9 protein-coding genes and 4 pseudogenes are annotated in these 12,010 nt (G+C 60.6%); 9 read left to right on the forward strand and 4 right to left on the reverse strand.

Annotated features, from left to right (window positions below; translation table 11 throughout):
- Positions 1–177: 177 nt before the first annotated feature.
- The 4 genes from RXV95_RS11530 (at position 178) to RXV95_RS11545 (ending at position 4,056) form a co-directional block, all read left to right on the forward strand.
- Positions 178–1,530, forward strand: a complete 1,353-nt coding sequence (locus RXV95_RS11530) for a nodulation protein NfeD (protein ID WP_338466200.1) — start codon at positions 178–180, stop codon at positions 1,528–1,530.
- Positions 1,531–2,301, forward strand: a complete 771-nt coding sequence (locus RXV95_RS11535) for a slipin family protein (protein WP_338466201.1) — start codon at positions 1,531–1,533, stop codon at positions 2,299–2,301.
- A 417-nt stretch (positions 2,302–2,718) separates the two neighbouring features.
- A complete protein-coding gene (locus tag RXV95_RS11540; RefSeq protein ID WP_338466202.1) occupies positions 2,719–3,678 on the forward strand; it encodes a pepsin/retropepsin-like aspartic protease family protein in 960 nt (319 codons plus the stop codon).
- Positions 3,679–3,918: 240 nt separating this feature from the next.
- Positions 3,919–4,056 (forward strand): hypothetical protein, encoded by a 138-nt coding sequence (locus tag RXV95_RS11545; protein WP_338466203.1) that lies wholly within the window; start codon positions 3,919–3,921, stop codon positions 4,054–4,056.
- Between the two features lie 42 nt (positions 4,057–4,098).
- Here RXV95_RS11545 and RXV95_RS11550 read toward each other — a convergent pair.
- A pseudogene (locus tag RXV95_RS11550) lies at positions 4,099–4,983 on the reverse strand (IS3 family transposase); the annotation flags it as partial.
- An 82-nt stretch (positions 4,984–5,065) separates the two neighbouring features.
- On the opposite strand from RXV95_RS11550, the pseudogene istA reads away from it, so the two are divergent.
- Together istA and istB are read left to right on the forward strand one after the other, a co-directional pair.
- A pseudogene (istA, locus tag RXV95_RS11555) lies at positions 5,066–6,348 on the forward strand (IS21 family transposase).
- Entirely contained in the window at positions 6,345–7,145 is an 801-nt protein-coding gene (gene istB / locus RXV95_RS11560) for an IS21-like element helper ATPase IstB (protein WP_216313962.1), read from the forward strand. The pseudogene istA and the gene istB overlap by 4 nt, the downstream one beginning before the upstream one ends.
- 56 nt (positions 7,146–7,201) lie before the next feature.
- On the opposite strand, the pseudogene RXV95_RS11565 reads toward istB, so the two are convergent.
- Positions 7,202–7,545 (reverse strand): annotated as a pseudogene (locus RXV95_RS11565) (transposase); the annotation flags it as partial.
- Positions 7,546–7,721: 176 nt separating this feature from the next.
- Here RXV95_RS11565 and RXV95_RS11570 point away from each other — a divergent pair.
- The 3 genes from RXV95_RS11570 (at position 7,722) to RXV95_RS11580 (ending at position 11,109) form a co-directional block, all read left to right on the forward strand.
- Entirely contained in the window at positions 7,722–8,552 is an 831-nt protein-coding gene (locus tag RXV95_RS11570; RefSeq protein WP_338466204.1) for an aspartyl protease family protein, read from the forward strand.
- Positions 8,553–8,740: 188 nt separating this feature from the next.
- Positions 8,741–10,033, forward strand: a complete 1,293-nt coding sequence (locus RXV95_RS11575; protein ID WP_338466205.1) for an FAD-dependent oxidoreductase — start codon at positions 8,741–8,743, stop codon at positions 10,031–10,033.
- Between the two features lie 86 nt (positions 10,034–10,119).
- Positions 10,120–11,109: a sulfur oxygenase reductase family protein gene (locus tag RXV95_RS11580; protein ID WP_338466206.1), complete on the forward strand. Its 990-nt coding sequence runs from the start codon at positions 10,120–10,122 to the stop codon at positions 11,107–11,109.
- Positions 11,110–11,240: 131 nt separating this feature from the next.
- On the opposite strand, the pseudogene RXV95_RS11585 reads toward RXV95_RS11580, so the two are convergent.
- Positions 11,241–11,612: pseudogene (locus RXV95_RS11585) on the reverse strand (transposase); the annotation flags it as partial.
- Between the two features lie 104 nt (positions 11,613–11,716).
- On the reverse strand, positions 11,717–11,926 hold the full coding sequence (locus RXV95_RS11590) for a hypothetical protein (protein WP_338466207.1): 210 nt from the start codon (positions 11,924–11,926) through the stop codon (positions 11,717–11,719).
- Between the last annotated feature and the right edge of the window lie 84 nt (positions 11,927–12,010).

Below are 12,010 nucleotides of genomic sequence, written 5' to 3' on the forward strand. Positions count from 1 at the left end.
AGCTTCCACTGCAATGTCGGGCCAGCCGCGATCCGCCGATCGGCGACGTTTCGCGATGAGCGGTGGCCGTGCTATGTAAACCTGAAACGTCCGCAGCATGGATGCCAGTGCCGTTCGCGGTGATTGGCGCGACTGGCCGGACTACAGAGCATGCACGGCAGAGCGCCCCGTTTCGAATTGAAAGACCTGCAGCGGATCATGCGGGGTCTGGCCGCTGTCGTGATGCTCGCGTTACTGGCCTCGCCTTCAAGTGGCGTGACGCAAACCCGCGGCGCGGCCGTTGTTCTGCGGCTCGACGGCGCAGTTGGTCCGGCCACCGCCGAATACGTGACGCGCGGTCTCCGCAAGGCGGCGCAGGAGGGCGCGCAGCTGGTCGTGCTGCAGATGGACACACCCGGCGGCCTCTCGACATCGATGCGCGACATCATCCGCGCGATCCTTGCATCGCCGGTTCCCGTGGCCAGTTACGTCGCGCCAAGCGGCGCGCGCGCGGCGAGCGCCGGGACGTACATCCTCTATGCCAGCCACATCGCGGCAATGGCTCCGGGCACCAACGTGGGCGCCGCGACTCCGGTGCAGATCGGCAGCAAGGGCTTCCCAGGCGGCTCCTCCTCCAGCGAAGCGAAGCAGTCGGACACCGAGGCGCGCAAGGTCACCAACGATGCGGCGGCCTATATCCGGTCGCTGGCCCAGCTGCGCCGACGCAATGTCGAATGGGCGCAAGAGGCGGTTCGCAGCGCCGCCAGCCTCCCTGCAAGCGAGGCTCTAAAGGAGCATGTCATCGACTTGGTGGCTCCTGACCTCGCCAGCCTGTTGCGCCAAGCCGACGGACGCGTCGTTTCGTTACGCGGCCGGGCCACAACGATCCATAGCGCCGGACTGGAGCTCATGCCAATTGCGCCGGGCTGGCGGACCAGGCTGCTCGCAACGATCACCGATCCCAACATCGCATTCTTGCTAATGATGGCCGGCATCTACGGCCTGTTCTTCGAGTTCTGGATTCCCGGCTCGTTTTTCCCAGGCACGCTCGGTGCGATCTGCCTGGTCGCCGGGCTGTACGGCCTCGCGGCCCTTCCGGTTAACATGGCCGGCCTAGCGCTGATCGCGCTCGGTATCGGCCTGCTGGTCGCGGAAGGGTTCATCGTGTCCCATGGGGTGCTCGGCGTAGGCGGGGTAATCGCCTTCGCATTGGGGGCCACGATCCTCGTCGATACCGACAGCCCGGCGTTTCGCATCTCGCTGTCATTGATTGCAGGGTTTTCGCTCGCGAGCCTGGCGTTCATGCTCCTGGTCGTTCGTACGGCGCTGCTCGCGCGGTCGCGAAAGGTGGTTAGCGGGCGCGAGGAAATGATCGGTTCTGACGGCACCGTCGCGGACTGGTCAGGTGGCAAGGGCCACGTCCTCGTCCACGGCGAGCGCTGGTCGGCCACCGGCCGCGGCCCGTTCGGAAAGGGCGAGGCTATCACGGTAACAGGGCTCTCCGGGTTGACGCTCGAAGTAGCGAAGGGCCCTTCAGCGCAGGAGGATTGAATGCTCACCGACCTGGTCTTCTACGTCCCGATCCTCGTCGTCGCGCTCGCGCTGCTGGCGGCGGCGATCAAGATCCTGCGCGAATATGAGCGCGGCGTCGTCTTCACGCTCGGCCGATTCACGGGTGTCAAGGGGCCCGGGCTTATCCTAATGATCCCGGTCGTGCAGCAGATGGTGCGCACGGACTTGCGCACGACCGTGCTAGACGTTCCGCCGCAGGACGTGATCTCGCACGACAATGTGTCCGTGAGAGTCAACGCGGTGATCTATTTCCGCATCATCGACCCGGAGAAAGCAATCATCCAAGTCGAGGACTACCTTGCCGCAACCAGTCAGCTTGCCCAGACAACGCTGCGCTCAGTGCTGGGAAAGCACGAACTCGACGAGATGCTTGGCGAGCGCGACAAGCTAAACAACGATATCCAGGCGATCTTGGACACTGAACTGGTCGCGTGGGGCATCAAAGTTGCCAATGTCGAGATCAAGCAAGTCGACATAACAGAAACCATGATCCGTGCGATCGGCCGTCAAGCCGAGGCCGAGCGCGAACGGCGCGCCAAGGTGATCAACGCCGAGGGCGAACAGCAGGCGGCGCAGAAGCTCTTCGAGGCCGCGGAAATCCTCGGCAAGGCTCCCGAGGCGATGCAACTGCGTTACCTCAACACGCTCAATTTCATTGCCGGCGAACGCAACTCGACGATCGTGTTTCCATTCCCGGTCGAGCTTGCCCAGTTGCTCAAACCAAAAGATCCGTCAGATTCGGGAAATTGAAGGTCATCTGCGCATGGAGATATTCCGCAGGTGTTGTCAGAGCAAACGCACTTCGTGGAGTGCAAATACACCTGGGGCCGCCATATTTGGTTCATTTTTCAATGATCGACGGTTTTCCGGAGGGGCCCGGACAGGATGCAGCGAGTTGGGCTCCCTTGCTTTATCAGGCGCATGTGCTTTGACAACACTGTGAGGCAGGTTTGCAAGGACGAGGCTTTGCTTTGCCCTACCCTACTGGGTGAATATTGGGGACAAAGCCCCCCTGCCCTCTCTCCCCCCTGCCCTCCCTCGTCGTCACACTCGTAAATTACGTGTGATCGCTCTGGCAATGCGACTGCATGCCCTGGCTAGAAGGGATTTCAATAACGGTATTGATGTTCTGGACCGGATGCAGATAGCTCGATAATCCATACACCGATGACGATGACTCGATGGCCGGGACTGATCGTAATTTCCCTGCTTGCAGGGTGTTCGACCGGCGGCGGTGCCGGTCAGGCCGAAGCACATTTGCCTCTTCATGTTGCGCAAATGGCGACGGGCGACGCTCTTGCAAGACCGTTCACCTATGATGCGCATTCACATGAAGTGGCCGTTCAAGCTACGATCGACGGTATTGCCCGAACTTTCCTCATCGATACGGGTGTCGATCCATCGGCTGTGGACCTTGCCGTTGCGAGAGATCATTCGCTCAAACAAGTTGGCGGCCACGGAGAGGTCGAAGGTGTCGGCAAAAGCACCGCGACCGCTTACCCGAGCATAATTCCGGAAATCTCGATCGGCGGCGAGCGCTACGGACCGCTCGATGTGCTTGTAATCGATATGTCCAAACTCAGCGCCGGATATGGAGCGCCGTTGGGCGGCATCCTTGGTTACAGCCTGTTCAAGGATCACGCCATTTTGATCGATTACCCGACAGGGCAGATGACGATCTTCAATGGTTCGGCTGCGCGAGAACCTTCACATTGCGCCAAGAGCTACCGGTTTCCGCTCAGGTTTCTCTCGGACGACGATCACTTGATTACCGTTCCGGGGCTCAAGATCGGCGGAACGGAGATACCCGCCTTCATTGACACCGGATCGTCCAACGGGCTGCGCATCGCCATCGACGCTCCGGCAACAGCGGATATTCGCGCTGCCCTGCCGGAAGGCCGCGAGAGCACCAGCGTCGGCGCCAGAGGTACGGCGGCACAACGACTGGCCAAATTGTCAACGCCCGTTCAACTGGGGCCGTTCACGCTGGATGACGCCGACGTGGCGATCGTCCATGGCGGTTCGATGCCAATCGGGATCGGCAACAGGTTCTTCGAGGCTCTGGGCGCAACGCTCCTAGTTGATATCCCGGCGGAGAAGGTCGGCCTTTTCGAAGGCTGCCGATAATGCAAAGCCGGCGAATACCGGGATCGCGTTCATATTCCTCAATGCCGCCGGGCCATCACTTTCCAAATGCTGGTGAATTTCACCAAGTGTTGGTGGCCACCAAAAACTCCGAGGACGCCTCTGAATCCTGAGCGGCTGGATTTCAGGCATTTCGCGGTTCTGGCACACCTCATGCGTAGTGTTGGGCATCGGCCGCCATCCCGGTGCGCCGAACCAAGATTTGCCAAGGGGAAATGAACCATGACTTCGATCCGCAACCTTTCGACCCACGTGTTCGCCGCCGCTTCAGCCTTGGCGCTGAGCCTTGTGATGTTCACCACGACAGTTTCCACGCCCTCTGCTTCGTCACCGATCCAAGTGATGAATATCGTCGCCTGAAAGTGAAGCGTCCCGGGTTTTCCGGAGGCAGTTTCATTTGAGTCATGCAACCATATCGAGGGTCTCGTTGGCTGCATAGTAGTTGGCCTCGGCTTCGGCGGGCGGGATGTGCCCGATGGGGCCGAACAGGCGGTGGTGATTGAACCAATCGACCCAGCGCAGCGTTGCCATTTCCACTGCCGACACGCTGGGCCATGATCGCTGCCGCCAGATGACTTCCGCCTTGTAGAGGCCGTTGATCGTCTCGGCCAAGGCGTTGTCGTAACTGTCGCCGACGCTGCCGACCGACGGCACGAGGTTGGCCTCGGCCAAGCGCTGGGTGTAGTTCATTGCCAGGTATTGAACGCCCCTGTCGCTGTGGTGGATCAGCCCGTCATCGGGGCCGGGCCTACGGGCATGGATTGCCTGTTCCAGAGCATCCAGCACGAAGCCGGCGGTAGCCGACGTGCTGACCTTCCAGCCCACGATGCGCCGGGCGTAGGCATCGATCACGAAGGCAACATAGACGAACCCGACCCAGGTATGGACGTAGGTGAAGTCGACCACCCACAGCGCGTTGGGCCGGCTGACGCGGAACTCCCGGTTGACCTTGTCGAGCGGGCACGGCGCCTTCGGGTTGCTGATGGTCGTGACCGTCTTCTTGCCTCGCCGGACGCCTGCCAATCCCATGATGCGCATCAGCCGTTCCACGGTGCACTTGGCGACGGCGATGCCTTCGCGGCGTAGCTGGTGCCAGACCTTGCGCGAGCCATAGAGGCCGAAGCTGTTCTCGTGGACACGCTTGATGGCATCCTTGATCTCATCGTCGCGCCGAGCGCGGGCAGGCCGCCTGCCGGGATCGGCAAGTCGAGCAGCGTGCTCGTGGTAGGAGGACGGGGCGATCGCCAGTTCTCGGCAGATCGGCTCGATACCCAGGTCCTCACGATGGGCGTGTCAGGCGAAGTGAGAAACTGCCCCCCTTCCGAATCTGAGAACTGACCCCCTCTGGGTTCGACAAGAGGAGGGACAGATGACGATAGGGACATCAGAAATCCCGGCACAGGCGATTGCTGTGCAGGGAGAAGAGATGCTTCAACCGGACGAGGTGGCCGCGATGGTGCGGTTGCATGAACTTGGCTGGGGAGCCAAGCGGCTGTCGAAGGAATTTGGCTGCGCGCGCAACACGGTGCGCCGCTACCTTCGCGCCGGGGGCGTCGTGCCGTTTGCCAAGGCACCGCGCAAGTCGGCCTTTGACGGCTTGGATGACTGGCTTCGCGAACGGTTCTTCCGGCACAACGGGAATGCCGATGTTATCCGCCAGGAGTTGGCGAGCGAGCACGGGATCGTGATCGGGCTGCGTTCTGTCGAGCTGCGGGTCCAGCCCTGGCGGCGCGAATTGAGGGCGCACAAGAAGGCGACGGTGCGCTTCGAGACTCGCCCTGGGCATCAGCTGCAGATCGACTTCGGCGACACCAGGGTCTGGATCGGCGATGAGCGGGTCAAGATCCACCTGTTCGTGGCGACGCTGGGTTACTCGCGGCGGATGCATATCCGGCCTTCGCTCCGGGAGCGGCAGGCGGACTGGTTCGAAGGGATGGAGGGCACGTTCCTGCGGTTCGGCGGCGTGCCGACCGAGGTCTTGTTCGACAATGCGCGAGCCCTGGTCGACCATCATGATGCAGCGACCCGCGAGGTTCGGTTCAATACCCGGCTCCATGCCTTCGCGCGCTACTGGGGCTTCAGTCCAAGGGCGTGCGCTCCGTATCGAGCCCGAACGAAGGGCAAGGATGAACGCGGCGTCGGCTATGTGAAGCGCAATGCCATCGCAGGCCGCCGCTTCGCGAGCTGGGGCGCGTTCGTTGCCCACCTGGATCAATGGAACCGGGAGGTTGCCGACATGCGCGTTCACGGCACCACTGGCGAACTGCCAATCGTGCGCTTTGCCGATGAGGCGAATGCCCTGCGTCCGCTCAGCGGACGCGCACCGTTCGGCCAGCTGCGCGACCTGGCCCGCAAGGTGCGCTCCGACTGCGCGATCGACCTCGACACCAACAGCTACTCGGTCCCGTGGCGTCTCGTCGGCGAGACGGTTCAGGTCGTGGTTCTGGGCGGTCGCGTCATCGTCGTCATGCCGGCGAGGTCGTGGCCGATCATGCCCAATGCGAGGGTCGCCGGCAGCGGGTTATCGAACGGGCGCATCTGGCTGGGCTCGTCGGTGCCGCGCCCGGGCGCGCGACAATGCCGCCGGCTGCGCCGCCCGCGCTGTTGCGGCCGCTCGCCGAATACGAAGCGGTTGCGGGAGGGGCATGGTGATGGCAGTCGATCACGAGACCCTCATCGCCATGCTGGACCGGCTGAAGCTGACCGCAATCCGCGATCAGCTGGATACGCTGCTCGACGAAGCCGCACGCTCGGACATGACCTTGCGCGAAGCGCTCGCGTTCCTGGTCGGACGCGAAATCGCTCGGCGCGATGAACGGCGGATCTCCATGGCGAGCAAGATCGCCCAGTTCCCCTTCGTGCGCGAACTCGACGGCTTCGAGTTCGATGCGCAGCCTTCGCTGGATCCAGGGCAAATCCGGGAACTGGCGACGTGCCGCTGGATCGCACACGGTGACACGACGCTGTTCCTGGGGCCGCCCGGGACGGGGAAAACGCACTTGGCGGTGGCGCTGGGACGTGAGGCGATCCGGCAGAACTACTCGGTCCAGTTCGTCACGGCAGCAACGCTCGTGGCCCTTCTGGCCAAAGCCCACATGGACGGGAATCTCGATAAGCAACTCACGTTGCTGAGCCGGCCGAAACTGCTGATCATTGATGAACTCGGCTACTTGCCGTTCGAAGCCGACGCGGCTCACCTGTTCTTCCAGCTGGTATCGCGCCGTTACGAGAAGGGATCGATCCTGATCACCTCAAACCGTTCGGTCGGCGAATGGGGCAGCGTGTTCGGCGATCCGGTCGTCGCAACCGCGATCCTGGATCGCCTGCTCCACCACTCCACCGTGATCACCATCCGCGGGGACAGCTACCGACTTCGCGAAAAGCGCAGATCCGGCCTTCTGCAGAAGGCCGGATCTGCGCTCGACAACACCGCAACCGCACCGCAATGACAGGGGGTCAGTTCTTCAGTTCGCCCAAGGGGTCAAATCCTCGGTTCGCTTGACAGGGCGTCAATGAACGCCATCATCATCTCTCGCGGCGGTCGAGCTCCGCCATCGCAAAATACGCCGATGCCTTGCGCAGGATCTCGTTGGCGCGGCGCAGCTCCTTGACCTCGCGCTCCAGTAGCTTGAGGCGTTCCCGGTCATTGGCTGCCTGCGCCGCTGGCCCCGCTCGTCGGCTCGCCTCCTCGCGGCACCAGCGGCGCAGCGTCTCGGTCGTGCAGCCAACCTTCCCGGCGATCGAGGTCATCGCCGCCCATTCCGATGGGTAGTCCCCTCGATGCTCATCGACCATCCGCACCGCGCGGTCGCGAAACTCGGGTGAAAACTTGTTCCTTGTAGCGTTCATCACAGCTCCTTCTCACAAATAGGAGCCTCCGGAAAACCCGGGACGCTTCAAAGCCCCCACGCTCCACTCCGTGTCGCACGCTTGGGAGCACACTCCGCGACACCGTTTGTCAGGTTGACTTAGCCATTCGTCGACGCACCATTTCGACATGGCAGAACGGTGAATAGTGCCCGCGCATGATCCGTACCATCTTCACCATTGTGGCAGCCTGCACTCCCCTTTCTGCTCACGCAGAAAATCTGGTGGTTCGCGGCGACCGCTTGTTCATTCCGGTCAATGTGAAAGGCGAACGGATCGAAGCTCTGCTCGATAGCGGCGCTGAATTGACTGTATTCGACCGAAAATTTGCCGAAAGAACACAAATCCAGGGACAATCGGAAGTCGAGGCCAGAGGAACCGGCGCCAGCACAACCACCGCCACGTTGTCGAAGAATGTGCAAGTCAGCGCACTCGGTCGGCAAATCCAAATCCCGGTTGCGGCGATCATGGATCTCTCCGATGTTGGCACACGCTTGGTTCATGGGCCTTTGCCGATGGTGCTGGGCCGCGAGGTGTTTGATGCAGGGAAGTTGTCAATCGACATCCGCAATGCGCGCATCGAATGGCTTCCCGAAAGTGCCCAAATCTATGGACGCCGCCTCGCGCTGAAGCCTGCAAACGGCATCGAGACGATCACCGTTCGATTTGGGCCAAGCACCGAAGTGAACGCGGATTTCGATCTCGGCAATGGTACGGGCCTTCTCATTTCTGCAGATCTTGCCAAGCAACTGAAGCTTGCCCCCGTAGGAGTTGAACCGGGCGGAGGAATTGGTGGCGCGGCAGACCGTCTGGTCGTTTTCGTTCCGCAACTGGCTATAGCCGGCAAGACGTTTTACAATGTTCGTGCGCATGTTTCCGGCAACATGCAGGAACCGGCGAATATCGGAGTTTCAATCCTCCGGCATTTCCGGATCGTGACCGACTTTCCGAACGGTCAGGTTTGGTTTGAGGCGCAAGGCCCGGATTGAACATCCTTATCCCCTAAAGAGGCAGCATACCTCACTGAGTTGCTGTCAAACCGGACCAAATTCCGGCTAGATTGAATGCGCATCTCGCCGCCAATTTCAGGGAACCTGAACCAAATTTAACGTCGCCGTGCCGGAACGGATGGCGCTTGCAAGGCTTGGTCTAATGTGAGCCGCATAAGGAGCACCACATGACCAAAGCAACTCCGCATATCCTTGTCCTTGGTGGCAACTTCGCCGGCCTCGGCGCCGCGCAGAAGATTCGCGAATATGCCGGTGACGACGTTCGCATCACCGTGATGGACCGCAAGACCTACCTCCTGTTCGTGCCCAACATCCCGGGTGACGTATTCGAGGGACGCGATCCCGCTCTGGCCCAACGCATGGATTTGGTCGACACGCTCACCCGCGATAAGATAGATTTCATTCACGGCGACGTGAAGCAAATCGACGTCGATACCAAGTCTATACGCTTCACTCCGGCAGAGCGACCTGGTGCAGAAGACGAGACGATGGGCTACGACTATCTCGTAGTCGCAGTTGGCAACCGACTGGCCTTCGACCGGATCGACGGCTTTGCCGAGCACGGCCACACGGTAGCCGACCTCTATCACGGGAACCGCCTGCGCCGTTACCTGGAAGAAGAGTACAAAGGCGGTCCGATTGCGATTGGCTCAGCCCGATTCAACCAAGGAGATGGCGCCGACGGGCTGGAGCCCTATCCCGGTGGCAAAATCCCCCGCGCCACGGCCGCTTGCGAAGGTCCACCAGTTGAAGTCATGCTCTCGGCCGCAACTTGGCTCAAGAACCACGACCAGGGCGGTCCCGAAAAGGTGACCGTGTTCACGCCAGCCGACCTGATTGCCGAAGACGCGGGCGAGAAGGTAGTCAAGCAACTCCTAGATATCGCCGGCGGCATGGGCTTCAACTATGTCAACAAGGGTAAGGATATCGTGCGCTTGACCGCTGATGGCGTGGAACTGGCAAGCGGAACGTCAATTGATGCGGAAGTGAAGATCATCTTCCCCGACTGGGTCGCACACGATTTTCTTAAAGATCTGCCCATCAGCGACAACATGGGCTTCATCAAGACCGACCTGTTCATGCGCAATCCCGACTACCCGGATGTCTTCGCGGTTGGCGACTGCGCGGCGGTGACTGTGCCCAAGCTGGGCGCGATTGGGCATCAACAGTGCGATATCGCGGCGAAGCAGATCGCCAAGGACATTGGCAAGATAAGCGGTGAAAAAGCTGCCAGTCATTTACAACCGGTAGTCTATTGTATCGGCGACATGGGCGACAACAAGGCCTTCTACATCCGGTCGAACAGTTGGTTCGGCGGCGACACGCAAGTGCTCAAGATGGGCCACACCGCCTATTTCCTGAAGCAGGAATACCGCAACCTGTTCTTCATGCGGCACGGCAAGGTGCCCTCATGGGGGCTCGATTTCGCCGAGTTGCTGCAGGAGAAGGTCGCCGCCTGACGCGGCAGACACACCCCCAAGACCTTGAATGGCCACTCCGAAAACAAGTCGACTGGGACGCCACGTCCCGGCGAAAGGAAAAATTGATGCCCCGCGGAATGAAAAACGGCGTCGCGATCGCAATCAACCAGACATCGATCGTCAATCGCCCCGAATCGTTCGCCCAGATGCAGAAGGTGGGGCCGCGCGTTTGTATCACCACGGCCAACTCGCCCGATTTTCTTGGCTTCTATGCCCTCATTGAGGTGGGTTCGCACCCCGTCGGCGGAAGGTTCGGCGGCGCAAAGGTCGTCAACGCCGACAGCCTGCAGGCGATCATGGACGACCCCTCTGCAATCAACATCAATCCATTGAAGCTGTGGCAGTACACGGTCTGGAACAATCCCGACGCGCACGAGAAGATGCACGCGGAAAATTTCGAGCGCATCTTCGAGCTATGCTCAGACTGCCTGACCATGGTCGTCGAGGGACCTCAGGAACCGGTCTTCGAAGTTGTCGCGTCGGACATGCCGCCGATTGATGCGATGGTGGATTTGCCCGCACAGATGGGCGCCGCATTCGCCAAGCAGCAACCCGTGCCCAAGGCACGTCTCCAACTACAGCGTCTGGTCGCGATCGGCGAACATAAGTTGAAGAAGGGCACCGAGGCCGAATTTGAGAAGGGAGTGGTAGCGACGCTCAACACGCTCAAGAAGGAAGCGCCCGGAATGATCGGCTGGATGGTCATGAAGAGACTGGGCGAAGCCGCGCTTGGCCCGCTGCAATTCGGGCCTAAGGAAGTCTGGCAGTCGCTCGAGACGCTCGGCGCCAATCCGCCGGACGAACCGCGCACAGTTTGCGGCATCTACGGCAAAGACTATGACGGTGTTGCCATCCCTCACGAAGGTTACCCGGAATACTATGTTCACACGGAATGGCAGGATCCGACCGCACTGATGTTCGGACTTTCCCTGCCTGCGGTGAACCCCGAAATCCGCAAGATTCACGATGAAGGCGTGATGGAGCACCTGGTCAGTTCGCCACCCTACTACCGCGTGTTCGCGCCGATGATGGAAGACATGATTGCCTTCCACTGATCGTTTCTGCCACCATCGGATGTTCGAGCAGAAGCTACGGACATGGTATCGCCTTTCATAGAGGCTGGAATGCCCCGCTCGATCTCTCACGTTACCGAGCGGGGCATTCGTGCATGTGGCAGAGGTCCACTCTAGGTCACCGACTCATTATGCCGCAACCAAATCCTGATTGAGGCGAGTTGGACGGAGGCGAGGAAGTTGTCGTCGCGCTTGTCGTAGCGCGTTGCCACGGCTCTGAAATGCTTGAGTTTGCTGAAGAAGCGCTCAATCAGGTTGCGATATCGGTAGAGGAATGGGCTGAACGCGGATCGCCTGACGCGCTGGGGCATGGGCGGGATGTTGGCGAAAGCGCCTTTATCGGCGATGGCAGCGCGCAGATTGCCAGCATCGTAGGCGCGGTCTGCCAGCAGGATCGAACCGGGTGTCAGGCTGTCGAGCATTTGATGTGCACTGTGACCGTCATAGGCTTGCCCCTCGCTCAAGAGGAGACTGATCGGCAGGCCAAGCGTGGCCCCGAAGGATCTTCACAGGAATAATAACAGAACCCACGTGAGCTCCGGCAGGCCAACCAAAAGAAGAGTTGGATCGCAGCGGAGGAGAGGTCGAGCTACTTGGTCGCATATTCGCCGGGCTGGGCCTTGAACTTGTCTCGGGCAAACGCCTTGGCCGCAGCCGCCGAGCTAAAGACCTCCTCTTGAAGTTCGATATCGACCAGCGGATAGCCCTGTGAATTGTAGCGCGTGCTCCGCAAGGTAAGTCGAAAGTTCCCGTCCGCATCCTTCTCGATCAGAAATGGCTTATTTTCAGATTTGGACATGGATGGACTCCTGTTGAGATGACAAAGTCGAAATGGGCTCCTCTTTCGCCGCCCCCTGAGAATGAAGGGCCAGACCGGAAATTT

Source organism: Novosphingobium sp. ZN18A2 (assembly GCF_036784765.1).
GTDB lineage: Bacteria > Pseudomonadota > Alphaproteobacteria > Sphingomonadales > Sphingomonadaceae > Novosphingobium.